The organism is Mycobacterium kiyosense (assembly GCA_021654635.1).
In the GTDB taxonomy this organism is placed as follows: Bacteria; Actinomycetota; Actinomycetes; order Mycobacteriales; family Mycobacteriaceae; genus Mycobacterium; species Mycobacterium kiyosense.
The window spans coordinates 6,026,326-6,051,861 of sequence record AP025179.1 but is presented as its reverse complement, the minus strand read 5'-3'; the positions used below and the strand labels follow the sequence as shown (position 1 = coordinate 6,051,861).

Sequence of the window (25,536 nt, the reverse complement as noted above, 5' to 3'; positions counted from 1 at the left end):
TCAGGTCGCAAAGCGGAGGTCGATGTCGACTCCGACGGGAGTGAACTGTTCTAACTGGCACCGCAGGTCGGCAACTCGCTGCCGCTGCCACAGGTCGTGGTACGCCCCGAGCTCGCCTTCGTCGTGAGCGCCGTGCGTGAGCTCCTGAGCCGCGCTCTCGGCGAGCCGCGCGTAGGCGGCCTGGCCGAACTGGACGGCATCGAAGCGCGGCACCAGGCGCTCGACGATGCGGGCCGCCCGCCGCAGGCGCTGATGGACTGCCAACCCGGAGAGCTTCGCGCGGGCGAGCGCCGTGTCGGGTTGGCAATTCATGCGCTTGGGGGTGCGGGAGCCCGGCGCGATGTAGCAGCTGGACACCTTCCCGCTCTGGCGCCGCTCGCAGTCCAGGGCGCCGGTGATAATCGAGTCCTCGACGAGCCCGACGCTGTGCACGTCGGCGCCTCCCAGGACGGTCACCCGGGAGAGCGACAGGCGCACCCAGGCCGGCCGATCGTCGGCCCCCAGCACGGCGCACCTGTGCCGGCCCGACGCGTCGAGCACCGAATCGCAAACGCTCAGTGGTAGCGGGTCGAACCCGGTCTCGGGGCTTTCGACGCGGATCTTGCCGACGACAGACGACGAGATCGACAGCGGGCACGGCGCGCCGTGCACGATCAGGCTGGGCAGCTCGCGCTGGTCGGGCGCTTCCACGTCGGCCAGGCTGCCCGCCGGTACCAGCGTGCAGTGGCGCAGAGCCACGCTATCGAAGCTGCCGTAGAGGTCGAGCGAATGACGCGCCACCCACACACCGTCGAGCGAGAAGTGCGGCAGATCGGCGGCGCCGGGATCGTCGATGCCCCGCACCCGGAACCGGTCGGCGCGGCCACCGCCGGCCTCGACGGGGATGATCACGGGGCGGCGTCCCTGCGCGGCCCGGATCTGCAATCGCTCGCCGGCGGCGAGCCTGATGTCGAGGTGCTCGCGGTATACGCCGTCGTCGTTGATTTCGATTACCGCGTAGGGCTTTTTCCCGCTCTTGTTGGCCGCATGCCAGGCCCGCAACGCGTTCTCGATGCTGGCGTGGTGCCCAGGGCCGACCTGATAGTCCGCGGTCGCTGCGAGCGGGCGCTGGTAGCTGCCACCGCCGATCGCTCCGATGCCGAGGTGCGCGTACGTCACCGAGATCGCCTCGTCCGGTGGGCGCCGGGCCGGGAACGCGATTCGGCCCAGGAGCGGGTCGATGGTGACGTGGCCGTCCGGTGTTCGCTCGTGCCAGCGGCTCAGGTCGGCGACGAGGATCTGTGAGCGGGGTACGGCCTGGCCGCCGCGATACAGGCAGATGCTGCGCGCGGGTCCGTAGTAGTCGTCCAGGCGCAGCTCGAGGGCGCGCCGGGTGATGGTCGTGGCCACGTCGAACTCCGTAGCAGGTGGGCAGTGGGGGGCGCTGACCGGAACCACGGCGAGCGGAAGAGCTCTCCCGAGCTGGTCGAACGTGAAGCGGTGTTCCTCGCCGTCGTTCGCGGCCGGGGCCTGGCTCACCCGGTCGGGAACCAGTCGCCACAACCACACCGCCACACCCGACGGATCGACGGTGCCGGGTGTCCGGTGCGACGACAGGCGGCGCAGGTCGGCGATCGGCGCCGCGTCCGAGGCCGGCGTCCCCAACACCTCAAGAGCCTGCGAATCACCCAAGTCGACCAGCCGCCGCCGCCCGACGCCGGGCATCCGTACCGACTGGGTGGCCAGCGCGACTTGGCGCAGCTCGACCGCCAGCGCGGGCCAGCCGGTCGCCTGCCTCGCCAAGTCCTGCAACACCGAGTAGGAGCCCTTACGTCTGCGGTCGGTGAGTGCGTCAGCGACCTGGGCGCGGCGCCAGACGGCGTCGGCGCCGGCGTCTGAAGCGCTCGTCGGCAAGCTCGGCCCGAGTGACAGCGCGACCAATTGTGCGAAATAGGGCAGCAACTCGGGCTGACAGGTCTCGACGAACCAGTTGTCGTAGAGCTGCCCGATGTCGGCGTCGAATTGGTCGACCTGTCCGGCGATCGCGGTCAGCAGGGCCAGTAGCGGCGTGTCCTGTTGTTGCGCGTCGCGCATCCGATAGATCGCGGGCAGCAGGTTGTACAGCGACACGGGTGTGCTCTGTCGGTCGGTGCTCACGATGTCTGCTCGTTCAGGGTCACGATGCCGGGAACCGCATCGGAGATGTAAGCGACCGCGGCCGGCGTCGGCGCGCCGGGGGTGGTTGGTAGTCCCCACTGAGCCGCGACGGCGGCAAGCGTGGCCACCGCCGGCACCGGCTGGGTGAGCAGCGTCGGCAGCTTCCTGGACAGGTCCGTTGCAGAGGCCGTCGCGGGCACCAGTGCCAGCCCGGTGATCGTGATCGACAGCACGCCCGGGGCGGTGTGCGCCGCGGCTAGTAGATCGCTGACCGCGACGTCCTGGCCAAGGTTCTGTCGAGCGTAGCCGAACCTCGTCTGCAGGCCTCCCTGCACCGCGGTCACGGTGTCCTCCCAATTGGCGGCTGGATCGTCGACCACGTTGGCACTCAGGGCTATCAGGTATACATCGGCCGGCAGCACCCGCACCGGCACCATCGGGTCGCCGGCCGCGGCGAGGACGGCGGCGACACCAGCACACAGCCCCCCTTGCGGGCTCAGTGCTGTCGGATCGGTCCCGGCGATCGTGACCACCACCCCGGCTGGGGTCAGGGCGGCGCTGGCTTTGCCGACGCCGGCAACCGACCCGGCCAGCGCGGCGTAGTCACCGACGGTCACAACACGCCCGAGCGAGCTCAGGCCCGACGGCGCCGCGGCCCGCACGGAGTCTTGGTCGTCGCCGCCGGTGCCACCCACGGCCGGCAACGGGTTGGTGACGCCCTTCAGGCTTGCCGGGCGGCTGAGCAGCTGCGTTATCTGGCCGGAAGGCACATTGCCCTGACTGCCGTCACCGGTCCGGTAGGTGGCGTTGACGTTTCCGGTGCCGGGCGGAAGCGGCGACGGGAACACGACCGTGGTTTGCCCCGACGCATTGGTTCTCGCCACGAAAGCCTGCGCCGACGTGTTGTCGTCGACGCGGTTGACCTGGGCGTAGCCCACCCCGTCCACGGTCACGGACAGGGTGGAGCGGTAGCCGGATACCGACGACGCGGGGTCGGCGAGCAGCGGCCCGGCTGACAGCGTGAAGCTCTGCGGCACCTGCGCGGGTTGGCCGCTACCCAGCACTTGTTTGATCGTCGCGCCCTGGTGGGCGCAGACTACATTGCCGTAGACCTGCACGGTGGCGCGCTGATAGCTAAAGGCCAGCGGCTGCGCCAGGTTCAGGGTGCTGTAGGGCGCGCCGCCGGCGTCGGCGGTCATCGACACCGACGCGACCGTCGCGATCTCGCCGCCCGGAACCGACGCGCCCGGCACATCGGTGCGGGTGCCGGTCACGGCGATCAGGCGGCCCGGATCCATGCCGGCGACCAGGCCGCCGAGGTCGATCGAAACACCGGCCACGTCGTCGGTCACCGGCGCCGGCTGTAGCGGCAGCACGGTCGGCTGTGCGTAAACGGTCACCGGCCGCAGTGCGGATTGAAGTACGGCTCCGCTGTCGAGCCAGGCCCTGTCCAGCTTCAGTTGCGTGACCTTGCCGGTGATCCCGAAGCCACTCACGGACACCGTGTCAGCCGACTGGACCTGCGCGATCGTGGCGACCGAGATGTCGGTCTCCGCTTGGTGGATCAGCACCGAGCTGCCCGCGGTGATTCCCGGGTAGTTCCCGTCAAGCAGCAGCAGCGTCGGGTCGGCCGGCGGCAGCGGCGTCGCGATGGAGAGAGCGATCGAGTGCGGCGCGTCGGTGGGGGTCGACCAGGCGATCGTCACTTGCGCGTTCCCGACCTGCCCGTTGAACACGGTGTTCACGGCGGGATCCCAGATCAACGAGCCTTGGTTCGGGCCGCCGGTGAATGCCAGGGTGACCGCGCCGGTGGTGGGATTGAGACCGAGGTTCACGGTCAGCGCGGGCGTCGGCGGGGGTGTGGGTGTCGAAGCCGGGTCGGCCGTCGTGTAGCCGGCGTAGGCCAGTGCAATCGTGCGGTCCGGGTTTGTCGAGAGCGTGACTGCGCCGAAAGAGGCCGGCGTTGGGGTGGCGGGCGACGGTGGGAAGGCGCGCGGGTTGACGGTGATCGTGGCCTGGCTGGTGAACGTCCCGGCACTGCATTGCACGTCCAGGACTGGATATTCGGTTGTCCGATCCTGTTCGATGCGTCCGAGTATGCGTTGCAGTAGGCCGGCCCGGGCGGGATCCAACCTGATGCCCAGCGCCTCCAACGCGGCCTGGTGCAAAAGCAGAAAGTCCGCCGCGGTGACACTGAACTGCAGGTCGAAGGTATCGCCGAGCGGCCAGTCGCGGCTGCCGGACGGCTGGCCGCCGGCATTGAAGATGGGCTGCGGAGGGGCGGCGCCGCCGAACGGGGCCGCCGCGACCGCCATGACCGATGCGCCCGTCACCGGCGCTGATCCAATGGTGGTGGAGCCGAGCGCGGCATACAGCGTTGGGGCGATGGACGGCTGCAGGGCCGCCAGCAGCCGCGGCACGCTGTCGGAGCCGGTGCTGAACGCGGGTGTTCGAGCGCCGTTGCCCGATGTCTGGGGCTGCGGGTACGACGAGCTGGGTGCTCGTACCGGCTTGCTGAGGCCGTCAGTGAGCAGAGCGTCTATCGCGGCCGTCGTGTTGGCAGGCGGCTGAACCTCCTGCGAAGAACCCGCCGCAACACTGTCGGCCCGATCCTTCGGCGGCGGGATCGCCGATTGCTGCAGCGTCACATTGGTGACCTTGGCCGTGTAGTCAACCGTGGCGGACTGGACGGCGACCGGGTACTGGCCGGTGCCGGCCTGCAGCAAGAGCACGCTGTTGGGGCCCAGCTTCGCGGTGGTGCTGTCAACCACCAGCGAGGTGTCGGTGGGTTGAACCGGTTGGCCGGTTTTGACCGTCAGCAGGTTCCAACTGGGCCGTGCGGTCAGCTTGGTGGCGGATTCGAAGGTCTGCGGTTGCTGACCCGGACCGGGCACCGATTGGAACAGCAGACCGGGGCTGAACTGGACCGCGCCGTCGGCCGCATCAGGGGCCAGCGTGTAGGCCATGTGCACCTGCGCGGCCAGGCTCGGTACCGGTTGGTAACCGACGAGGTTGGCCATGGCCAGGATCGAACCCGACTGGACAGCGGAAGACAGGTACCCCTCATCGGCGATCCGGTCCGAATAGAAGCCGAGCACGTCGCCGACGGTTGCCCAGGCGTCCAGCAGTGCGATGGTGGGGTCGTCCGGGACGCGGGTCTGGAGACCCAACGCCGGTGTGTCGCTGGACGTCAACGCGACGATCAGCTGCTCGAACAGCGCGGCGCGGCGGGCCGAGTTGTGCGGAGGGACAAAGGCGCCGGTCATCGTCCGCCCTCCAGCGAAACCAGCGCGTAGCCGTGCTCCGGTCGGGTGGGATCGTTGTCCAGGCGCGCGATCTGCAGCGCCCCGAGTTGCAGCGGCGAAGCCGGCGTCGCGGATCCGCTCGCGGCCGGCTGGTCCAGGAACCCGAACCGGGTGAGCGTCACCGAGTCGACGCCGGCGACGGCGCCGACGGCGGCCAGTATCGGGCTGGAGTACACGGGCGCGGCGAAGCCCATCTTCGCCGGGTTGAACAACGCCGGCGTACCGTCGTGCAGCCAGCCGCCGGAGAGCAGCCGCGCGAGGTGGTGAGCAACGTCGCGTCGGATCGCACCGCGGCCGAGGCCGACCTCGAGTTCCACGGCCACTGGCCGATAGTGCGGCGCCAGCACTCGTACCTGCTGGCCGATCCGGCGCACCGCCGCAAGCGACCTGCGCACCTCGGCGAGCAGCTCGTCGGAAGGGTCCTCGCCCAAGTCGGGCTGGACGGCCACATCGACCACGACCGTCGAACCGGTGAAGCGTAATTCGGCTGCGCCACGCCGGACCCCGGGCAGCGCGGCGGCCAGCGCCGCGTAATCGTCCGCGGTGAGGGCCCGCTGCTGCCCGACGGCGAAGCAACCGGGGATCGCCAGCTTTGCGGCTGCGACGTTCTCGGCCTCGATTCCGCCGACGACTGCAAGAGGGTTGCGGATCACCGATATGCCGCTCAATGCGGGCGGTTTGACGGAGCCGGCCTGCTCGCCGGGCACCCAGACCAACGCGTTGATCGCCTCGGTCTCGACGTTGCCCGCCGCGCCGTTGCCCACCCAATACGCCCCGGATAGCGACCCGGCCGCAGCCGGCGGGTTGTTGATCCGCAGCTGGGCGATTCCCTCGTCGTTCACTTCGGCGACAAAGACTCGATCCGTCGGTGCGGCGCCGATCAGGTCCAGTACCGGGCGCCGGCTGTTGCCCGCGCCATCGGTGAGTTGGAGTATCGGCAGCGCTGCGCGCGGGTCCTGCGAAATCGCCGTCGCGGCGGGTCCCCAGGAGCCGGGTTGCCCCGGCGCGAGCGCTGCCGTCAGCTCCGTCCCCCAATCCTGCTGGAGCTCGTCGATCAGCACCGCGTCGAGTGGGCCGGTGCCCGCCGCGACCCGGGCCAGATAGTCCAGCCTCCGGCGGCGGCCCGCCAGCAGGCGGTCGGCGCGTGCGAGTAACTCGGTGAGCGCGTCGGCGTCGAGCTCGGCCCGGATGTCTTTGCGGAGTCCGCGGCGGGTGGCGCCGAGCCCGAGCCGCTCCAGCGCGTCGTCACCAACCTGCAGGGCCAGCATCTCCAGGTGTTCGGTGGATAGCGGGGTGCCGTGGTCGGCCTGGGTGCGCCAATGCGCGATTTGCTCGCGCCAACGGTGGTAGATGGAATGCAGCCGGCGGGCTTGGTGGCGGCCGACGGTCCGCGGGTCGGGGAATGGTGTCGCGTAGCTCAGCCCTGGCCGGGAAAGTGCCGGCGCGGACGGATCGAGTGGATCCGCGGCAGCCACTCCGTTGGCCACCAACACCACGTTGCCCGAAGCCTGGCCGCAGAGGTGGCCCGCTGCCGTCACGGCAAGGTCGAAGCGGAGCGCATCCTCGGCGGCCCACTGCACTTCCAGCAATGGCTGATCGAACAGCGGGTCGGTCAATAGCTGCGTTCCGGTGAGGCGGACCGCTTGGCGCAGGGCGGGATCTGCGGGCCCCACCCCGCCGGTGTCTGGGTCTTTGGTCTGTTCGAGGACCAGCACGTCGCCCGCATGCAGTTGCAAGGTCCGCTGCGGTGGGCGTTTGGTGACCTTTGGCGCGGCGCGGGAATCCTGCCCGTCCACCAGTACGGCGCTGGTCGCGCCCGCGGCCAGGTGACTGTCGTCCTCGCCCCAGCTCCAAAAGTCGATCGTGTTGTGGGCGGGTAGCAGCTCGGCGACTGCCGGCGGCCCTTGCGCACCTGGCTGGACGGACACCGGGCTGTATTGGGGGAAGGACGCCAGAACGTCCGGGGGCAGCGTGTCCGCATTCAGCACCGGCGGGCCGTCGTCGCTGAGGACCCCCGCCGCGGCGAAACGAATATCGGTCAGCGGCAAGGAGACCGGCGTACTCACGCGGATACACACCCAGCCCCTGGCGCTGCAACCCTCGTGCAGGCGGTAGCCGACGAAGCGGCCGTGTCGGCGCACCGAGATCCGGTTGCGGGCGGTTTGCAGGTAGGCCTCGGTGGCCACGGCGTCCTGGTAGTAACTCAGGTCGTCGCCGATGTAAGCGAGCAGCTCGACCAGGGTGATCCAGATATCGGGCTCGTGCTGCTCGCTCCACTCGGGCAGGGTGACCGCGAGTCTGTCGAGCATGAGCTGTCGCAGCCCCGCGTAGTCGCGGTAGAGGTAGGACACCGCGTTGTCGGAGAAGGGCCCGCCGCCCGGCCCCCGGTGGACCGGCGGCCGCGGTTCGTCGACGTCGAAGACGAACCGCACCTGTGCGTAGCGCGGGTCGATGCCGTGATGTGTTCTTGAGCCCGGCGCCCCGTCCGGCCCGCGTTCGACGACCCGGAGCAGGTAAGGGCCTGCCGTGCCGGCGTGGTCGAGTTCGACGATCAGGCGGTCTTCGAGGTCGCCCCCCGGCCTCCTCGGCGCGGCGCACCTCGACCGCCCGCACCGGCCGGGCGCCCCGGGGGGCCTCGATCCTGATGTTGCCCGCTTGCAGCCCCCTCGGCGCGTGCTCGAAGAAGTACACGAGCAGCCGACGGCCGCCGTCGTGGACTTCCACCCCGTCCAGGCCGTTGGCGTGGCGTTCATGCAGCGTGCGCCGCCGCGCGTCACCGCTGACCACCAGGTCGCCCCACCGCATTTCGGTGCTCATGGCCCCCCCCCGGGACGGCCAGCGTCAGGTTGGTCGCAGCGCCGGTGGCCAGCACGACGTAGCCGATGTTCACGCTCAGCACGCCATCCTGGCTGCTCACGCCAAGCGAAGTCACCGACAGCACGTCTTGCAGCCAGAGGTTGATCGCCGCCGCGATTGTCACGTTCAGTGCGGCGGCGATTTCCGGGGAGTTCGGGGAGAACACCTGATCGAGCAGTCCGCAGCCGAACGTGGGCTGGTTGACGCGTTCTCCCGGGCGGGTGAGCAGGAGCAGCAAGAGCATTTGCTCGACGTGGTCGCCGTAGCTCGCTGTGGCCGTTCGGCCACGGCCATCCAGACCGTAGGGGAAGGCGACGTTGACTGTGCTCATTCGACCGAGAACGTCCCGGTGGCGGTGATCACGTTGAAGCTGGCGGTGGTGATCGTCACCTCGGGTGCGGTGATGTCGATGCTGCCCGGCGTCAGTGCGATGGCCACCGCGCCCTTGCCGGCGATGATGTTGACGCAGCCGGGGGTATCGCCGCCGCCGAGGATCGGCTCGTCGGCGATCGATATTCCGGCGGTGGCGCTCTCGATGCTGATCGCGGTGACTTCGGGGTAGGCGTTGTATTCCTCGGCCATGGTGGGGATTTCGCCGTCACCCCAGTAACAGCCGACCCAGATCGGCTTGTCCGCGTCGCCGCGTTCGAACTCGATCCACACGTTGGCGCCGATGCGCGGCCGCAGGTAGGTGCCCATCAGCACGTCGGTGATCGGAACGCACGGCATGGCCCAGTTGGCCGTGACGATTCCGGGCACGCGGACCAGCAGGCGCCCGGACGGTGGGACGTCGACGTTGTCCAGCACGGTGCCGCGGTATTTGCCCCAATACCGCTTGGCCACCGGCGGTTCGGGGTCCTGCTCCCGCGCCGTGTCCGGATCGATGGTGGTGTGGTGGACGGCGCCAGAAACACTGTTGTCGGGCATGGGCTCTCCGATCGATCAGCCGGCCGGTGAGGCCGGCAGGGACGACGCGGTGCTAGCACCGGTGTTCACGGGAACGGCCGGCCCGGCGGGCGCCGGAACCGGCAGGGCCGGGCCTGGGCTAGGCAACGCGGGCGTGGCCGTTGCCGCCGAACTGGAAAATGCCGGGAGTTGTTGGCCGAGGCCATAACTCGCCGGATCAGCGGAATTCCCGCCGACCAGCCGGTTGCGCTGCATGGTGAAGTTCTGCTTGTAGGAGCCCGGCTTGATCGTGTGAGTGACGGTGGAGACGAAATACTCTCCGTCGAAGGTGATTCCGGCCCCCTGCACCTGAACCACCGTCCGTGCCGGCAGGATCGACCCGTACCGCAACACGTCGAGGGTCCCTTGCCCAGTGACCACGTTGGCCGAGTCGGCCGTCTTCGCCAGTGCGATGGCTGCCGCCTGAATCGGGTTGTAGCCCGATAGCCCGCTGAGCGGTGTCACCTTTAGCGGGAGCGGATCCTTCTGCCCGAGTGGAGGGCTGAGCGGCGTCACATCCGGGACCGGAATCGGCAGGGGGACCGGGACGTCGGGGAGTTGAACCCACACGAAGAAACGCGTCTTCTTGAAGCCGTCGAACGAGAACTGCAGGGATTCGACGTTGCTGCGTCCGTCCCAGTCGATCGCCAGTGGCGGCGGCGTGGCCAGGAACGGTATCGCCATCTGCAATTTGGGTCCCCAGTAGGCCATGCTCATCCCGGGCGCCGGACCCGGCTGCAGATAGAACGTGTAGCCCACCTGCTCTGCCAGCGTGTTGATGTACTGCAGATCCGTTCCGCTTTGCTGGGGGACGGTCTCGTTGGGCAGCGGAACGTTGATCAGCACGCTGGGCAGGACAAGCGGAACGATTCCGTAGACGGGCAGGTACTTGGCCAAGATGAGCGCGACTCGCGCCTCGGCCGGCATCGCCGGGTAGGCGATCATCGAACTGAAGTCGATCACGTCCATCATCCGGGTCAGGTCCTCGCCCTTGAGTGAGAGCACCGATTTGCCCGCTTCGTCGCTGGGCACCACGTCCTGCTGGGTGATGACGCCGTCCATCAGAACGGTCGTCGACCCCGACAGGGTCGCCGCGATGACAATGCGGGTGGGCGGGTCGAAATAGCCGGTCGGCAGCAGCTGGGTGGTGATCGGCGAGAGCTTGCTGGTGGCGAACTTGAGATCGAAACCGCTGGGAGTGGACCCGCCGGCGCCGACGGACACGCTGACGTCGGTAAGCGCCTCCATCACCGCGCGGGGCGCGGGATCCAGTCCCATGCCCACCATGAGACTCAGCGTCAGCTCACTGGGCACCTGAGGCTCCTTGCGCGCCGCCCCGCGGCGGTATCGCCAGGAGCCGGCCCGGGGTTGCGAGCAAGGTGGGGCGAGTGGCGAGGTTGGCGTCGCCGAGGAGCCACGACAGGGTCGCGTCCCCGAGCGCGGAGTTCGCGATCGTATCGATCCGTTCGCCGGGGCGGACCCGGTGCTCGCCGCCTGCCGGCAGGGATCCCAGCGCGGGCAGCAGCCGCCGCAGTAGGTAAGGGACTTCAGAGCCGTCGGGCGCGGTCCACACCGCCTGCCCAACATTCGCGTAACGGCTGACGCTCATGGCAGGTGTTCCAATCCGAGGGGGCGAACGTCGGAGCTGGTCACCATCGCGGCCAGCTGTTCCACCGCCTGCCGGTAGGCGATATAGAGGTTTCCGCCGACGTGCTGCAGCGGAAGATCGCTGCTGGTCAGGACCTTGCATTCGATGCTGGCCTTGACCCGGATGGGCCTCAGCTTGGTGTCGAAGGCTTCTTCGGTGAACGACAGGTTGCTCACCAACACGGGCACGACTCGTTTGACTCCCCAGACGAGCAGCACCAGCGGCGCCTCCATCGGCGAGACCTCGAGCGTGCCGCTGTCGAACAGGGCGTCGGTCGCCAGGAGTTCGGCGACGCTGGGTGTCACCAGCCGCTCGAGCACCGCCAGCGCCGGCAGCAACCCGTAGGTGACGACCGGCTGGTTTGCGCTGTCAGCCGGATTCTCCAGCTGGTCGGTCGCATCGATCTCGGCGTCGAATTTGATGGTCTCGTGCGGGGGACCGATGAATCGGAGCACCTCGAGTCGATCTCCGGGCTCGCCGCCGATCGCCCGTGGCTGAAGCGTCCGGGTGAGCGTGTCCGGGTTGTATTGGAAGACGACCACGTCGAGCAGGGTCCGCGCGTTCGGGTCGATTCGCACCAGGCCGCCGCGCAGCGTCTTGGGTGTCCCCGGGAAGCCGGTAGTGGTCATCGGCGTCCCCTGCGAATGTCCGAACGCGTCACTGCCGCCGGCGGTCGCACCGCGCTGACGGCCCGGTGAACGCTGCCGGCGACCTGACGTGCGATCTCGATGACGGTCGAGTCCCGCCCGCGATCCGCGGCGCCCTGATCCGCCGGGCCAACTACTGGCCGGTCGGCCAGCCTGCGCAATTCGCGCGCGATCGCCGGCCCGAGGGCGTCGCGCTGCCGATGGGACAATTCGACCCCGTCCAGCACCAGGTGATCGATCCGGACATCGGTCCTCATGCCGGTGCTCCCTCGATCCTGAAATCGGCGTCGTTGACATGCCTTTCGAGTTTGCGGAACTCGATCCGGGCCATCTCGAGCACCAGTTCCATGCCGACCCTCGTCCCCTGTCCTGCCGCGCAGAACGCTGCGTTGATCGCGATGTTGCGGATCATTCCGCCGCTGGCGGCGAGCCTGGCGAGGCGCTCGAGGTCCAACTCGTCGACCGGTGCCTGGGCGGGAAACGCCTGCGCCCACAAGCGGGCCCGCTCGGTCGGTGAGGGAAAGGGGAAGTCGACGATGAATCGCAGCCGCCGCAGAAACGCGTCGTCGAGGGCGTGGCGCAGGTTGGTCGCCAGGATCGCGATCCCGCGGTAGTCCTCCATCCGCGCCAGCAGGTAGCTGACCTCGATATTGGCGTAGCGGTCGTGGCTGTCCTTGACCTCGCTGCGCTTGCCGAACAACGCGTCTGCTTCGTCGAACATCAGCAGCGACCCGCCTTCTTCTGCGGCGTCGAAGACGCGCCGCAGGTTTTGCTCGGTTTCGCCGATGTACTTGCTCACCACTCCCGCGAGGTCGACGCGATACATGTCGAGTTCGAGCTCGTGGGCGATCACCTCGGCAGCCAGGGTCTTACCGGTGCCCGAGCCGCCGGCGAACAGCGCTGTCACGGCGCTTCCGCGAGTGATCCGTTCGCCGAAGCCCCAGGAGCTCAACACCGTTGCCCGGCCCCGCACCTGGTCGGCGATGTGTCGCAGCAGGGCGAGTTCGGCGTCGGGGGAGCACGAGGTCATCCCACCCCGCCGACGGTTCGACGCGACGCGCCAGTGTGTCCAATCGCGGCCGGGTTTGCGCGCGGCAGGCCGACCAGAGGCCCGCCGCACCCCCTCCCATTTTGGCCGCACTGGCGCACAACGTCGGTGATGGCCAGCTGACTCAGGTCGAACTCGGCGGCCAGCCGCTGCGGCGTTTCGGTGTCGTCGGGCAGCAGTTCCTGCCACAACGCCTGCTGTTCGGCCGGGGTTGGTCGGGGCGTGTCGATTACGCGCAGGCGGCGTGATCGCAGCGGCCGGGGTTCGCGGGTGCCGAGCAAGACGTGGCTGCGCACCCGTTCGAACAGCGCGTCGATTCCAATCGAGCTTTCGCGGGAGACCTCCGCCGTGTCGGCATACATCAGCACCGGCAGCAGGAGTGTCTCGCGTTCCCACAGCCGGATCAGGTCGGACAGTTCCTGCGGGTGCGTCGGCACCCGTTCGGCCGTGATCTCATACAGATCGCGGCCCAGGCGCTGCGCCGCCGTGCCGGCCAGGTATCGGCGCACCGAAGCGTCCACTCCGACCAACTGGACGGCAGGCGGCTGCTCGTCGCCCTCCTCGGTCAGCGCCACGATGATGTCTGCGACCGCCCGCTCGTGCGTCGGCGGCAGGGACGGCGTCAGCTCCATCGGCACCGGGGAGACGATCGCCGCGAGCCGTTCGTCCATCACGTTCAGCCCCTTGATGAAGCTGACGATGCGCTCGTCGATGCGGAACCGGGTGGCGGTTAATGCATCGGCGCGGGGTTCGTCGAATTCGATGAGCCGCCAATACCGCAGCGGCCGTTGCGGCGACACGACATCCCAGGTGGCGCCGGGCAGCATTGTCAGTGCCAACGCCATCGTCGGGTAGGTGGTGTGCGGATTTCCGCTCGCGTCGGCACAGCGCGCGGGGGTGTTCGGGTCCAGTTCCATGGCGGCGGCGAGTATCAGGACGAGGCGTTCGAATCGGGATAACCCGAGCCGATCTCCCAGCAGCTCGAGCGCCGGCGGAGGCTCCGCCTCGCTGCCGATTTCCCACCACGGTGACGCCTCGGCATCCGAGGCAGCGCCGCTGAGCTGGTCCCGGGTCCACGCCAGTCCCGCGGTCAGATAGGCATTGTTCGTCGTTTCCCAGTCGGCCGGTTCGTTCGTTGTTTCGCGAGCTCCGGTCGCCGCGGTCATGTCAGCACCAGCTGTTGGTTGGGATCGAATTGCATGGGCGCCGGCTGGTTGCCGTTCGCGGCTGCCGCGGGAGCGGTCAGGGGGATGCTGTCCACCGAGTCGACCCGCAAGCGGAGCAGGTAGGTGCCGGCCGAGAAGCCCTGCAGGTTGAACGTGAGCTGTTCGGTGGCCGTCTGGATCGGCGCCGGCGTCACCAGTTGACTACCTACGATCAGGGCGACGCTCTGATGCGGCTGCACAGCGGGAACGCAGCTCACGGTCAAGCTTCCGGTACCGGCTTTGGTCAGCTTGAGCTGTGGTTCTGTGGCACTGACCAGCTTGGGTGCCAACGCGACGGGTGCGGCGTTGCTGGCAACCGTCACCGGTCCGGCGCCGGGGGACAGTGTCTGGTCCATCAGGGCGTCGAAGGTTGCCATGACCGTCGCCATCCCAGCCGGCAGGGTCGGCGGATCGGGGAGCTGAACTGTTACCGCAGCCGGGGTGACGCTCAGCGGCGTCAAAGCGACCGGTTGATCGACCAGCGGATGGCTCAGTTCTATCGCGGTGACCGCGTCGAGGTAACTGCCGGTCAGAGTCAGCACGTCGCCGGGCTGGGCCGCCGGCTGGCCGTTCGGGGGCACCGCGAGTTGAAGCTGGGGAAAGGGGGAGCCGGCGGCTACCGGGCCGGTGTCTTGCCGTCCCCGCGTGAGCACGGGCGGTGCTGCGACGGGCGAGCGGGTGCTGTCGATGAGGACGACGGCGGCGTCGTAGCTGACGGAGAGCCGGTAGCCCGTCCCGAATGTCACCCACATGCGCGAGATCTCGTCCTGGGGCCGGGGATCGGGGGTGATCCGGATTCGCTCGACCTGGTTCTCCAGACCCGATCCGGGAGCTGGCAGCGCGCTGGCGATCTGCGATCGTGACAGCAGCGGCCAGTCGTTCAGCACGCCCATCGCGATGCCCAGCAGCCGGTGGGCCAGTATCTCGTCGTCGTTTTCGCCGTAGGCGGTGATCAGATAGGAAAGCACCAGCGGCAGCGGCGGCTGCCCCACTTCACCGGGTCGGATGCCGGGCGGGTCCTGGTTTCGCCATGCGGCGTCGATCGAAGTCCGGTAGAGAAACAGGTTGACCTGATTGACCGCTGCGCCCTGACGCGCCCGGTCAGGCGGCCGGGCGGTCACCTTTCCGCTGCTCACCGCTTCGTCTGCCGAAACCGCCGACTGGAGCATGTTCGTCAGGGTCGCCGTGACTGCCGCGATCGCGGCATGGTTGCTCATCGCGCGCGACCTCTCGCCCTGGTTCTCGAAGCGAGGTAGTCGTCGAGGGTGGGCGGACGGCGTCGCGGCCCGGCTGGTTGGCGAGGCGTCGGTGCGGCGTCGGCGGCCGGGGCCCGGACCTCGATCCGGCCGATCGTCACCGAAACGTCGGTGTGGGCGGGGTGGTGACCGGACGGCGGCACTGCCGGTGGCGGCGCCGGCAACGATGCGTGCACCGGTCGCTGGTGCTGCGGCGGTTCGGTGGTCGCCAGGTCGACGCGGAGATCGCCTTGCCACCTGGCGAGCGCGGGGACGTTGTCGGACGGCCCCTCTGGCCCTGTTTCGGTCGGCGCCGCTTCCGGTGGTCCGGGGTACGGCTGGGGTGTCGGCGCGGGACGGTGGGCCTCGGCGGGCCGGGACTGCCGCGGCGGTTCGATAGGCGGTGGCGATCCGTTGGACGGCGCGGGTTCGGTAACCTGCGCAGGCTTGGCATCTGGTGGCGCGGCCGCGTTGGCGTGCGGCGGCGCCGTGGCGGGCGGACGCACCGCTGCGACGGGCGCCCTGACCGGTTGGTTCGCGACCGCGACGGGTTCGGCCGCGCTGGCACCCGGCGCGGCGGCGGGCCGGCGCGGTGGCGGTTCCAGGGTTTTCGCGGAGGGTGCCACCAGGTGATGGTTCGGATCGGGTTCGTGGGCCGGGGGTCGGACAAGCGCTGAACCCTCAACGGCCGGGTTCGTGGGGGCAACCATGGGTTCGGCGACCGGTTCGGCTGCCGCCGGATCACTTTCGGCGGGGGACCACTGTTCCGGCTCGAACTCGGTCTCCGGAGTGACCGGCTCGATGTCCGGTGCCGGCGGCCCGAGCAGAGCGTGGCCGTTCGACGCAGGCCCGTCGATGGGCAGCGCGGGCGGCGGTTCGAACCGCGACCGCGGCCGGGGTCGCAAGCCCGTCGTCGGGCGCAGCCGCGAGATGTAGGGCATCACCATCCCAGCGCCTCCAGGTACCACCGTCGGCGCCACCCGCTCATAGCCAAGATCTCGGTCTCCGACCAGCCGTAGGCCTGGGCCAGCCGATGCACCTCGGAGAGCATTCGTCCAACCCATTCCGTGAGGTCGTTCCAGAGCACGCTGCGGATGTCGAGCTCGTCGAGCCATTGGTTACCGCACGTGCAGGACACCCGAAGGGCGATGCAGGCGCCGGGGTCACTGTCGGCCAACGCCTCGACGACGGTAGCCACGGTTGCGTCCGGCAGTTGATGTGCGGCGACCGGGTCGCCCGCGGGCGAGGCCGCCTCGAGCAGGCACCGGTCCAGCAGGTCGCGGGGCGTCGCCCGGCCGTGGAGAAGATCGAGCGCGCGTAGGTCGGCATTCCTGGGAATCCGGCAGCGCAGCGTGTACCCGTCCGCGTGCACCGTCGTCGACGTGGCGGAATGCTTGCCGGTCGGCTGCAGCTCGCCGAGCGGCAGGTTCAATTCGACCTCGGTCTGGCAGGCCGGACAGGTCGTGACGGCATCCAGGGTCTCTCCGAAAACCGTCCGGCGCAGCTCGAAGAGCCTGGCGTCGCATTGACCGACCGTCAGCTCATCGACCGGCACGCTCGCGGGCAGCGCGTCGAGAGTTCTCAGCAGCGATGGCGCCCGGTCCAACGGCGCAACGGCGGCCCCCACTTCCCATGCTTGGAGCAGGCGTGCGGCACTCGTCTCCATCGCGTTCCCCCGTCAGCTCGCTTCATCAACCGGCGAACGAAGGCTCTCTCGGCTCGACCACGGCCGGGTCTCGATCCCAGCCCTCGTTCTCGAGCTTGAGGTGCTGTATCGCTACGGCGTTGGCGTTCGCATCGAGATCCGGCAGCGCCTGGTACTCCGACACCCAGCAGCGGTACACGTGGTAGGAGATCACCTTCTGGCCGGCCTCGTTGAACACGTCGATGATCAGGTCTTTGCGGAAGTCCGCGAGCGACACCTCCTGGTTGGCGTCTAGTGCCTGTGCGTTTTGGTAGTCCCACACCTTGTTGGCCCACAGTTCGAAGGCCGGATCGTGAGTCACCCCGCGCTCGAGCGTGATCGCCTCGTATTCGGTTCGGCCGGGCGATTTGTGGGTCGTGCTCGGGTCGGCGCCCACGCGGTGCTTGACCACTTCGGTGGTCCGCTTCAGCGAGCTGACCTTCGAGATCCCTGCGACGTAGGCGCCGTCCCACTTGACCCGGAACTTGAAGTTCTTGTAGGGATCGACCCGCTGGGCAGGTTGTGTCCCTCCAGCGGTGTAAAAGGGTTCGGACGTAGGTTCCCTCGAAGACCAGCAAGTCTGAAGGAAGGAACCCACGTCCGTGTCGAAGAGGATATCGCCTGCGCAGCGGTTGCAGGCAGAAATTGATGAGGTGTTCGCCGGCGGCGAGGACCTGGCGGGTGCGATCGAGCAGGTCGCGGTGCTCGGCGCCCGGTTGCTGTTGCAGGCCGCGATCGAGGCCGAGGTGACCGCGTTTTTGGGCCGGGACCGCTATGAGCGGGCCGCAGGCAGTGCGCGCCTGGGCGCCGGGATGCGCAGGTACCGCCTGACCACGGTGAAAACCACCGCCGGCTCCGGTGACGTTGAGCGGCTGAGCGTGCGCGGCACCGCTGAGCGCTTTCGCCTCCCAGTTGTTCGGTATGGGTGACTAAGACCATCGCGTTGAGTCGCTGGCAGATCGCCGGCCCGCGGACCGTCGACACGCGATGTGCAGGCCACCTTGACTGAGGCGCTCGGCGAGACCGCCGCGGTGTCAAACGACGGTGCGCATCTGCGAAGACATCCGCGACCAGTTCGAGGCCTGGAGCGCTCGCCGGCTCGACGACATCGAGCTGGATTACCTGTTCCTCGACGGCAGCCACTTCAAATACCACGCCAACGCGTCGGCCGACCCGGTGCTGGCCGCGTGGGGTATCGACACCGACGGCAACCCGGTGTTCGTCGGGCTGGAGGCCGCTTCAAGCGAGTCCGGTGACGCGTGGGAGGGGTTTTTGACCGGGCTCGGTGAGCGTGGGTTGGCGTGTCCGCTGCTGCTGGTCAGCGACGGTGCGGCCGGGTTGATCGGCGCGGTCGAGCGCACCATGGGCGCGGCGCTGCGGCAGCGGTGTCTGGTGCATCGCGCCAGAAACGTGTTGGCCAAGGTGCCCAAGAACGCCCAAGCGGAGGTCAAGGCCGACTACTGGTCGATCTTCGAGGTGCCCGACACGATCGAGCCCGGCCTCGACGCGGTCGGGTATGTGCAGAAGCGGCTCGACGTGTTCGAAAGGCGTTGGCGCGACTCCTATCCGGCAGCGTAGGCCCGGCTCAGCGACCGTGACTCGCTGACGGCCTACCTGCGGTTCCCGCGTGAGCACTGGACCCGGGTGCGGCACTCCAATTTCATCGAGCGGACGTTCGGTGAGACCCGCCGCCGGGTCAAGGTCATCGGTCGGCTGCCCGGCGAGGTTTCCTGTCTGAAGCTGGTGTGGGCGGTGCTCGATCGCGCCTCGGCCGGGTGGCGTAGCCCACCACGATTGCCCGCCGGGCTGCGGCTGCTGGCCAACCTGCGCAGGTCGCTGCATGACCCACTTTCCGAACTCCCGCAACGGAATTCGGGAGTTCACGCCGAAACCGGCGTGGCGCCAACCGATTCAGCTGCCACCGCATAGAATCGATTGTCACAGGCCGACTATCTGCTCTCCAGGTGGAGCGAGCCTCCACCCGAACGGCTATGACGTGAAGCCGGGCACCGGGTAGCGGCTGAGCATGTAGTTGCCGACTTCGCGATCTTGTAGGAGACCGGGTCGTGCAGGGTAAGGGTGCGATGTTTCTCCAGTAATCGGTCGAATCCGTACCGGGGGTGTGCCGCGGGCTCCGATGACCCGAAGATGCGGCTGGTGATCGAGGGCGACCCAGAGGTCAATTACCCAACGCTTCCGACACGCACCGAAGAGCTCACCGCGATCCTCGGCGGTCAGTTGTCGGCCTTTGTCCCAGACGGTTTGCAACAGTCGCGCGGCGTCTCGCGCGGCGGCGTCCGCGCCTTGGTAGGCAATGCCCATTTCGCCGTAGGCGCGCACGACGTAGGGATCCTCGACGCCTGCGACACCGGCTTGCGTCCACGGGCGGGCTTGGGTTCGGGTGGTCGCGCGCGGCGTCGAGCTCGCGCGATCCCAGCGGCAGACGCTGGCGAAGCTCAGCCGACCAGTGGCCCGGAACAGGCTGGCGGGCTGAACTGAAGAAGCCGCTGATGATGGCGTTGAATTCCGAGAACTCGTCAGCGCGCACCTCCACGTCGTGAAACTCACGGTGCCACTGTCGGTGCGACGCATGCTCCAGGGCGTCCCAGTCGCCGCCGACTGTGACGCCGGCTCGGTCGGTCGGGATCACCGCGGTGATGATCGATCCTCTGCTGCGCTGACGCCCGGAACTACCCGTAAAGACGAGCAGCAGGTTCGAATCCGTGGCGCCGCTGGTGAAGTGCTTGGTGCCTTCAAATCGGTAGTAGCTTCCGTCTTCGTGGGGTGGCACTGACCTTCCAGTCCAGCACGTGGCTGCGCTGTTCTGCCGGATGCGTTGCCGGCCCACCAGTTGCGTTGCGCCACTCTGGCGGTAGACGTTCGGTTCGTCTGCTCGACCCCAAGAGCTCGATGAACGCGATGCACACGGTGTGGTACCGAACAGATGACCCAAGGAGCCGTCTACTTTGGCGATCCCGCGATCACCCGAAGATGGTGGGCCAGTCAGCACCCATCCCCGAACTGTTGCGGAACTGCCAGCGACAGTAGGCCGCTGGCGCGCAGGTCCTCGCGTTCGGTGGTGGCCGATCCGCACGGTCGCGCTCGATGAGGCCGTCCTGCCATGTCCGGGCCAGATCACGCGCTACGGCAACGGGCTCGGCGATACTTGCTGGCCGGGGGCTTCGCGTTGGGTCGCCGCCGCTGATCCGCCTGGTGTCGATCGGTTCAGGCTTGCGGCTAAGAACCTCCGGTGTGTCTATTGCTCAAGATCGACCGTAAGTGATCGACTGTACGTTGTCGAGGAGGAACCGCTGTGTCTGGTCCAGCAGGTTGATGGTGATTCGGCCCAGCGGTATCAGGTGCGTCAGCGAAGTCGGGGCCGAATCCTCGGTCGATCGCCGCGGGCGCCACGCCGAGGTTGGCGGCATGGATTGTCACCACCTCGTCGTGGTGGTGACGGGACCACTGGCCAGCGCGCACCGCGGCGTCGACGAGCCGCTGCACCAGATCGGGGTGGGTCTCGACCAGTTGCGCGCTGACCGTCCAGACGCTGGCGTATAGGTTGCGTTGGTCGCCGCTGAGGTCGGCCAGTACACGAGCGCCGTAGAGATCTTCCAGTTCGGCAGCCCACGGCAACCAGCTGAACAGCGCGTCGACTGTGCCAGCGTCTAGGACGCCGGCTTGGTGGTGGGCCACCGCGGGGAACAGATCGGCGCCCTTGACGCTGGTGGCGGCGCTCAACCGGTCCGCGGGCAGATCCACGCCGGGAGTCTCGATGGCGACCAGGTCGACATCGCCCAGTTTCACACCGCCGCGCTCCAGCGTGGACAGCAGGCCCCGAGCCTCCCAGGTGCCCAGGGCGATCAATGTCTGCCGCCACGGGTCGAGCTGGCGATAGTCACCCAGCTCGCGGCGCAAGATGCGAATCGCCGCCGCCGAGACCCCGACCCGGCGGCCCGCCAACTCGGCGGGCGACCGCACCGGACTGTCCGCGCACACGTAAAGCCTCCTGCAGGCCCGGCGAAGGGTAATTTTGCCAGGCGGGTACGCCCGGTGCCCGCAGCCCCTCGCTGACTAACGGCGGGATCTCCCCACCGAACCTGGTGTAGGCGGGATGGTCGTTAGGTGAAGTGTAAAGCGCCCTGGGCGCCGCTCAACACCTCCAGGGCGATACCCTCCTGCGCCAACAAACCCGCTTCCAAGGCGGTCAGCAGCGCATTGGGAACCGGGCAGTTACTGTAGGCCAGGACATCACGCTCGACCGGAGTCGTGGTCATTGCACGCTCCTACCGGTGGGGCGGCTCAACCCGAGATGCGTCGCGTAAAGGTAGTCTCGTACTGGTGTGCGGAACACCAGGCGCTCCTGCAGCAACGGCACCACCTGATCAACGAACTCGTCGTAGACGCCGGGCAGATAGGCCGCAGAGATGATGAACCCGTCTGCGGCACCAGCCTCGAAATGGCTGACGAGTTGCTCGGCGATGTGCTCGGCTGTTCCCGCCCACTGCGGCACGAACCCGACGTTGGTCCCGTATCGCCGTCCCAGTTCCCCGAGCGACAAGTCGCTGCCGCCAGCGGTCGCGGAAAACATCTGCAACATGGTCGGCACATGCCGGTCACCAAGGTCGGCCACGATATCGGCGTACTTGATGTCCAACGGATACGCCGAGAGATCAATCCCGCTATGACTCGACAGGGTCGACAGACCGACCTCAGGATGCACCAGCGAGTTGATGTATTCCAGCCGGTCTCGGGCATGATGGCCGCAGTTTCCGAGGACCGGCATGATCGCCGTGAAAAACCTTCGTTCGTCCGATCGCGCGGCCAGCGGCGGCCACATTCTCGCCTGCAGGTCCCACAGGTCGCACGCATGATGTCCAGATTCGGCGAGATACGGCACTGCTTCGGCCCACCGCCCGGCGAAGCGCCGACTGGCAGACAATCCTGCCTGCATAACCGGTCGCCCTGCGGTGACCTGGGACTGCACCGGGCCGCGAACCGACAACCATTTGTACTGGTGCCCAGCAACGTATGGACCTTTTTCATCGGCAAAACCGCCCGCCCGCCTTGTCCAACAGCAGAGCATCGTCGCCCCAGGAGTTCCGGCCAGCCTTCAATGACCCCGTGAACTCGTCGGCACGTAGCGGATATCAAAATTTGTGGTGCTTGTCGACCCCGAAATTGCGCGCCTCCGAGTCGTTAAGCGACGTCACCACATTCCAGGACACCCGGCCATCCGACAGATGGTCCAGCGTCGCGAAGATCCGCGCGACGTGGTAGGGCGGGTAGTACGTCGTGGAAACCGTCGCGCCCAAACCCAATCTGTCGGTCGCCGCGGCCATTGTTGCAACAACACTGGTCGGTTCCAGGGCGATCGCGCCTTGACCGCCCAGGCCGACGCCGGTCTGAAGATCCCCACCGTAACTGTCTTCGATCGCCAAACCGTCCGGCAAAAACAACAAATCGAACTTCCCGCGTTCCAACGTCCGAGCGATCCGCTTGTAATACTCACCGCTGAGAGTTATCTGTGGCGCCCACGGACGCCACGCACCGGGCGGATCACGTTGCCAGCCGAGAAAAACCCAGCGAGGTGCAGTTGACGGCCTTGGGGCACGGTCGTGGTCAAAGATGTCCTCCCGTTCGAGGAGTGGGCGGTCCGATCGAGTATCTATTCACGAGCCATCAGCAGCACAGGGTTAAAACCTCGATGATTCCGGTGATTCTTTCCATCGCGCCGGGGTGATCGGATGCACGGTCTGTCGGACACAACGGTCGACTTGCCACCGACGGGACTTCCAACTGCTGCAACGGATTCGACCGGCAATCCGAAACCGGCGTCAGTGAGCATTGAGGCGATCTAAGTAAGACCAAGACATGCTCGCCGTGGCGGCATCCAATTCGTCATCGATCGCATAAAATCACCAACGCAAAACAGGGAGCCTACGTGACGCCCTTACACCGCTCCTGGGACATCACCCGCTGGGCATTGACACTGAACTCCGCCATCGTTCCTCCTGGGCCTACGACTGTCCGGGCTGCTGCTGCTGGATGTTGATGATCACGAACTCGGCTGGGTAGAGCGGTGCGAAACCCACCAAGACGTTCACGATGCCCAGAGCCACCTGATCCGGGGGGTTGTTGTTGACGTCGCACTGCACCAGGTAGGCGTCGGCGGGTGTGGAGCCGGCGAACGCCCCTTTGCGGAACAGGCCCTGCATGAACGCGGTGACGTTCAGTCGCAGCGACGACCACAACGGCTCTGCGTTGGGCTCGAACACCGCCCACTGGGTCCCGCGGCGCAGTGACTCCTCGATGAATAGGGCGAGCCGGCGCACCGGCAGGTACTTCCACTGGTTCTGGGCCTGGTCGGCGCCCACTGTGGTTCGCGCACCCCAGATCACCGGCCCGGCTGCGGGCATGGTGCGCAACCCGTTGACCGCCAGCGGGTTGATGGTCCCGCTCTCACCGTCGTCGATGTGCGCGGTGAAGTCGGTGATTCCGGTGATGGCGGCGGCGGTACCGGCCGGCGCCTTCCAGACGCCGCGGCCGCTGTCGGTGGCCGCCCATACGCCTGCCACCGCGCCGCAGGGCCCGACGGTGATGGTGGCGCCGGTGTTGTCGGGGAGCGTGAGGTTGGGGTAGTAGACCGCCGCATTCGCGCTGGGTGTCAGCGGTGGATTAGTGCTGATGGCGTGGAAGTCGAGGGGGGCGACCGACGCCCATTCCTTCGGCGGATCGACGATCAGCATCGCCCGCTGCGGCACGCAGAACGCGGCGGCGGGCTCAAGAATGGTGGTCGGATCGTAGGTGTTCGCGGGATCGACCGGAAGGCAGAGGATGTTGAAAATATCGGCCTTCGTCAGCGCGTAGATACCGGTTTTCTTGGCGGGGTCGCCGAGCGGGACGGGAGGCTGTGCATCGGCGTCGTCGGCGGGGTCCGCTGGGGCTGCGGGTTTCGGCGCCGCGAACTGTGCGCCCGGGGTCGACGTGCCCGGTACGGACGTGCCGCTCGGTGTGTTCGAGGGGGCCTTGGTCCATCCATTTGTCGCCGCGGGAGTGACCAGTCGCGATCCCGCCAGCAGCGTCGGCAGGTACTGAGGTGTGCCCTTGATCAGATTGGCCCCCGCGTAGACCTCCTGCGACACCACCTGGGCTCCCGAGGTCGATTGCTGCACCTGCCGGATGGTCAGGTTGAACTGGTTGACCGCCGGATTGACTAGGGCCGTGGTATCGACCGTGGCCCACAGGTTGGTTCCCCAGGCGCCCGGCGAGCTGGCCTGAAGCGTGATGTCGGAGGACAGCGAGAGGGAGGCCACGGAGTAATTCGTGGTGTCGCTTGGGTTGTCGGCGCGCACGATCAACGCGGTAGCGCCTCCGTTGAGGAAGAACAGGTAGACGGCGTAACTCATCGGCCAATCGCTGTCCAGGCCGCCGAACTGGTTCTCGTAGTCCGCCCAGCAGTTCACTTGGAACGGGTAGTCGACTATGCCCTGCGGGGCGAGTCCTACAAACGCAGCAACGGACGTCGGCACGCCCACGATCGGCCGCACGGGATTCGGCAGTTCATTGACGTATACGCCTGGATAGGTAAGAGGTAATGGCATATTGCTCCCCCTTGTTCGGGAAGCTCAGCGACGCCTGGGACGGCTGTTGCTCCGAGCTCCAGTGGTATTGGGCGCCCAGGCCGTGTCGCCGTGCAACATTTGGGTCCGCTCAGCGGACCGTGAGAGCGGATCAGCACGGGTCCAGGAGCGGTGTTGATCACTGGTGTGTTCGGGTAGGCCGACCTCTTTCGGGGTGGCGGTACCTCAGAGGGCATGATCGGCGCTCCGGTTGATCTTTGCCATGCAGTTCGTAGCCCAGGTCGGCTGCGTTCTCCATGTCAGTTCCCCGAGGTTGCTCACCCCACACCCGCCACAATGATGAGACAAGTAAGCGTTCCGCTCAGCGGACCGCCGCCCGTCCTTCAGGGCAACGCGGCCTCGATCCGGCGGACCGTGCGCAGCACCAGTTCACCGAGCTTCGGGGATGGGCCAGCCGCGTACTCGAGAGCGAAGACCGCGCCCAGACATTCGCCGTGACGGTTCCGCACCGGAGCCGACACTGAACAGGTCCCGGGCATTGTGTCCTGAAGGTCGGACACGGTCGCGCGTACATCGAGGAGCTGCTCGCGAAGTTGTTGCCATTCGTGCGACTTCCAGCAGGACGGGGGTGGGGGATCCCCGGGTCGCACTGCGTAGAGGATTCGGCCGGCGGCCGTGCGAGCCACGGTTTCTCGGTCGAGCGCATCGGGGTAGAAGGTGCAGCCTCGCCGCGCCGTGGCGGCTATCACCCGCAGTCTGTCGCCGTAGAGAACGACCAGCGCCGACATTTCGCACGCTGAGCTGACGGCCAAGTCGTGCACCGGGGCATGGGCGATTTTCCTCAGCTCGGGGTCAGGCTGCCAGTGTTGGCCGATGCGCCCGAGCCGTGGCCCCACGTAGTAGCGCTGCCCGACTCGCTGCGCGGCACCGAGCTCGACGAGTTGCTCCGCGAGCCGGTGCGCGGAGGTCTTCGCCAGACCACTTACGCGCGCCAGAGCGGTGAGCCCCAACCCGTCGTCGGCTTGAGCAAGCGCTTCGAGGAGCGTAAACGCACCGGCAAGCACGCCACGGCCGGGAGATTTATCGGCGGGCTCGGCGACCAATCCCGGACAGTCGGTGCCAGCGGTCCCACCTGTGACGGCCGGTGCTGGACCGGTGACAGGCGAGTAGAGCCGCGGAATGATGCCGCTCATAATTTGGCCGCCATCAAAGCAGTGAGACGGAAAGGCTTCCTCACCATAAGC

General features: G+C 67.7%; 22 protein-coding genes and 1 pseudogene. 2 read left to right on the top strand and 21 right to left on the bottom strand.

What is annotated here, in order from left to right:
* The 15 genes from L6444_RS28590 to L6444_RS28520 form a co-directional block, all read right to left on the bottom strand.
* Positions 1-2,136 carry a phage tail protein gene (locus tag L6444_RS28590; RefSeq protein ID WP_236978791.1) on the bottom strand — a complete coding sequence of 712 codons (2,136 nt, stop codon included), beginning with the start codon at positions 2,134-2,136 and terminating at the stop codon, positions 1-3.
* Positions 2,133-5,402 carry a baseplate J/gp47 family protein gene (locus L6444_RS28585; protein WP_236978789.1) on the bottom strand — a complete coding sequence of 1,090 codons (3,270 nt, stop codon included), beginning with the start codon at positions 5,400-5,402 and terminating at the stop codon, positions 2,133-2,135. The genes L6444_RS28590 and L6444_RS28585 overlap by 4 nt, the downstream gene beginning before the upstream one ends.
* Positions 5,399-7,873, bottom strand: a complete 2,475-nt coding sequence (locus L6444_RS28580) for a putative baseplate assembly protein (protein WP_236978787.1) — start codon at positions 7,871-7,873, stop codon at positions 5,399-5,401. The genes L6444_RS28585 and L6444_RS28580 overlap by 4 nt, the downstream gene beginning before the upstream one ends.
* A 341-nt stretch (positions 7,874-8,214) precedes the next feature.
* On the bottom strand, positions 8,215-8,628 hold the full coding sequence (locus L6444_RS28575) for a GPW/gp25 family protein (RefSeq protein WP_236978785.1): 414 nt from the start codon (positions 8,626-8,628) through the stop codon (positions 8,215-8,217).
* Positions 8,625-9,224, bottom strand: coding sequence for a phage baseplate assembly protein V (locus L6444_RS28570; protein ID WP_236978783.1), 600 nt, complete (start codon positions 9,222-9,224; stop codon positions 8,625-8,627). Before L6444_RS28570 ends, L6444_RS28575 begins: the two co-directional genes overlap by 4 nt.
* Positions 9,225-9,239: 15 nt before the next feature.
* The gene (locus L6444_RS28565) at positions 9,240-10,556 is read right to left on the bottom strand and encodes a hypothetical protein (protein WP_236978782.1); all 1,317 of its coding nucleotides are present in this window, start codon (positions 10,554-10,556) and stop codon (positions 9,240-9,242) included.
* Entirely contained in the window at positions 10,546-10,851 is a 306-nt protein-coding gene (locus L6444_RS28560) for a hypothetical protein (RefSeq protein WP_236978781.1), read from the bottom strand. The genes L6444_RS28565 and L6444_RS28560 overlap by 11 nt, the downstream gene beginning before the upstream one ends.
* A complete protein-coding gene (locus tag L6444_RS28555; protein ID WP_236978779.1) occupies positions 10,848-11,519 on the bottom strand; it encodes a hypothetical protein in 672 nt (223 codons plus the stop codon). Before L6444_RS28555 ends, L6444_RS28560 begins: the two co-directional genes overlap by 4 nt.
* Positions 11,516-11,794, bottom strand: a complete 279-nt coding sequence (locus L6444_RS28550; protein WP_236978778.1) for a hypothetical protein — start codon at positions 11,792-11,794, stop codon at positions 11,516-11,518. The genes L6444_RS28555 and L6444_RS28550 overlap by 4 nt, the downstream gene beginning before the upstream one ends.
* Complete coding sequence (locus L6444_RS28545) at positions 11,791-12,567, bottom strand: ATP-binding protein (protein ID WP_236978777.1); 777 nt, start codon at positions 12,565-12,567, stop codon at positions 11,791-11,793. The genes L6444_RS28550 and L6444_RS28545 overlap by 4 nt, the downstream gene beginning before the upstream one ends.
* Complete coding sequence (locus tag L6444_RS28540) at positions 12,564-13,751, bottom strand: hypothetical protein (RefSeq protein ID WP_236978775.1); 1,188 nt, start codon at positions 13,749-13,751, stop codon at positions 12,564-12,566. Before L6444_RS28540 ends, L6444_RS28545 begins: the two co-directional genes overlap by 4 nt.
* Complete coding sequence (locus L6444_RS28535) at positions 13,748-15,007, bottom strand: Pvc16 family protein (protein ID WP_236978773.1); 1,260 nt, start codon at positions 15,005-15,007, stop codon at positions 13,748-13,750. Before L6444_RS28535 ends, L6444_RS28540 begins: the two co-directional genes overlap by 4 nt.
* Complete coding sequence (locus L6444_RS28530) at positions 15,004-15,972, bottom strand: hypothetical protein (protein WP_236978772.1); 969 nt, start codon at positions 15,970-15,972, stop codon at positions 15,004-15,006. Before L6444_RS28530 ends, L6444_RS28535 begins: the two co-directional genes overlap by 4 nt.
* Positions 15,966-16,691, bottom strand: a complete 726-nt coding sequence (locus L6444_RS28525; protein WP_236978771.1) for a T4 family baseplate hub assembly chaperone — start codon at positions 16,689-16,691, stop codon at positions 15,966-15,968. The genes L6444_RS28530 and L6444_RS28525 overlap by 7 nt, the downstream gene beginning before the upstream one ends.
* Positions 16,692-16,716: 25 nt before the next feature.
* On the bottom strand, positions 16,717-17,307 hold the full coding sequence (locus tag L6444_RS28520) for a phage tail protein (protein WP_236978770.1): 591 nt from the start codon (positions 17,305-17,307) through the stop codon (positions 16,717-16,719).
* 4 nt (positions 17,308-17,311) lie between these two features.
* On the opposite strand from L6444_RS28520, the pseudogene L6444_RS28510 reads away from it, so the two are divergent.
* Positions 17,312-18,638 (top strand): annotated as a pseudogene (locus L6444_RS28510) (IS256 family transposase).
* Between the two features lie 219 nt (positions 18,639-18,857).
* On the top strand, positions 18,858-19,208 hold the full coding sequence (locus tag L6444_RS28505; RefSeq protein ID WP_236978768.1) for a hypothetical protein: 351 nt from the start codon (positions 18,858-18,860) through the stop codon (positions 19,206-19,208).
* 738 nt (positions 19,209-19,946) lie between these two features.
* On the opposite strand, the gene L6444_RS28500 is transcribed toward L6444_RS28505, so the two are convergent.
* The 6 genes from L6444_RS28500 to L6444_RS28480 all read right to left on the bottom strand — a co-directional run bounded on the left by L6444_RS28500 (position 19,947) and on the right by L6444_RS28480 (position 25,395).
* Positions 19,947-20,708: a 2'-hydroxybiphenyl-2-sulfinate desulfinase gene (locus L6444_RS28500; protein WP_459551885.1), complete on the bottom strand. Its 762-nt coding sequence runs from the start codon at positions 20,706-20,708 to the stop codon at positions 19,947-19,949.
* Positions 20,709-20,830: 122 nt separating this feature from the next.
* The gene (locus L6444_RS30890) at positions 20,831-20,986 is read right to left on the bottom strand and encodes a hypothetical protein (protein ID WP_459551884.1); all 156 of its coding nucleotides are present in this window, start codon (positions 20,984-20,986) and stop codon (positions 20,831-20,833) included.
* Positions 20,983-21,495, bottom strand: a complete 513-nt coding sequence (locus tag L6444_RS28495) for an LLM class oxidoreductase (RefSeq protein WP_236978767.1) — start codon at positions 21,493-21,495, stop codon at positions 20,983-20,985. The genes L6444_RS30890 and L6444_RS28495 overlap by 4 nt, the downstream gene beginning before the upstream one ends.
* A gap of 364 nt (positions 21,496-21,859) precedes the next feature.
* Complete coding sequence (locus L6444_RS28490; protein ID WP_236978766.1) at positions 21,860-22,192, bottom strand: LLM class flavin-dependent oxidoreductase; 333 nt, start codon at positions 22,190-22,192, stop codon at positions 21,860-21,862.
* A gap of 537 nt (positions 22,193-22,729) precedes the next feature.
* Positions 22,730-24,313, bottom strand: a complete 1,584-nt coding sequence (locus L6444_RS28485) for a phage tail sheath family protein (protein WP_236978764.1) — start codon at positions 24,311-24,313, stop codon at positions 22,730-22,732.
* Between the two features lie 362 nt (positions 24,314-24,675).
* The gene (locus L6444_RS28480) at positions 24,676-25,395 is read right to left on the bottom strand and encodes an IclR family transcriptional regulator (protein ID WP_236978757.1); all 720 of its coding nucleotides are present in this window, start codon (positions 25,393-25,395) and stop codon (positions 24,676-24,678) included.
* Between the last annotated feature and the right edge of the window lie 141 nt (positions 25,396-25,536).

What these genes read in the sequence shown, in the direction of transcription:
- L6444_RS28585 (WP_236978789.1), bottom strand. Translation starts at nt 5,402, where the DNA reads ATGACCGGCGCCTTTGTCCCTCCGCACAACTCGGCCCGCCGCGCCGCG.
- L6444_RS28575 (WP_236978785.1), bottom strand. Translation starts at nt 8,628, where the DNA reads ATGAGCACAGTCAACGTCGCCTTCCCCTACGGTCTGGATGGCCGTGGC.
- L6444_RS28570 (WP_236978783.1), bottom strand. Translation starts at nt 9,224, where the DNA reads ATGCCCGACAACAGTGTTTCTGGCGCCGTCCACCACACCACCATCGAT.
- L6444_RS28560 (WP_236978781.1), bottom strand. Translation starts at nt 10,851, where the DNA reads ATGAGCGTCAGCCGTTACGCGAATGTTGGGCAGGCGGTGTGGACCGCG.
- L6444_RS28555 (WP_236978779.1), bottom strand. Translation starts at nt 11,519, where the DNA reads ATGACCACTACCGGCTTCCCGGGGACACCCAAGACGCTGCGCGGCGGC.
- L6444_RS28550 (WP_236978778.1), bottom strand. Translation starts at nt 11,794, where the DNA reads ATGAGGACCGATGTCCGGATCGATCACCTGGTGCTGGACGGGGTCGAA.
- L6444_RS28545 (WP_236978777.1), bottom strand. Translation starts at nt 12,567, where the DNA reads ATGACCTCGTGCTCCCCCGACGCCGAACTCGCCCTGCTGCGACACATC.
- L6444_RS28540 (WP_236978775.1), bottom strand. Translation starts at nt 13,751, where the DNA reads ATGACCGCGGCGACCGGAGCTCGCGAAACAACGAACGAACCGGCCGAC.
- L6444_RS28535 (WP_236978773.1), bottom strand. Translation starts at nt 15,007, where the DNA reads ATGAGCAACCATGCCGCGATCGCGGCAGTCACGGCGACCCTGACGAAC.
- L6444_RS28530 (WP_236978772.1), bottom strand. Translation starts at nt 15,972, where the DNA reads ATGGTGATGCCCTACATCTCGCGGCTGCGCCCGACGACGGGCTTGCGA.
- L6444_RS28525 (WP_236978771.1), bottom strand. Translation starts at nt 16,691, where the DNA reads ATGGAGACGAGTGCCGCACGCCTGCTCCAAGCATGGGAAGTGGGGGCC.
- L6444_RS28505 (WP_236978768.1), top strand. Translation starts at nt 18,858, where the DNA reads ATGCGGCTGGTGATCGAGGGCGACCCAGAGGTCAATTACCCAACGCTT.
- L6444_RS30890 (WP_459551884.1), bottom strand. Translation starts at nt 20,986, where the DNA reads ATGACCACGACTCCGGTCGAGCGTGATGTCCTGGCCTACAGTAACTGC.
- L6444_RS28495 (WP_236978767.1), bottom strand. Translation starts at nt 21,495, where the DNA reads ATGCCGGTCCTCGGAAACTGCGGCCATCATGCCCGAGACCGGCTGGAA.
- L6444_RS28485 (WP_236978764.1), bottom strand. Translation starts at nt 24,313, where the DNA reads ATGCCATTACCTCTTACCTATCCAGGCGTATACGTCAATGAACTGCCG.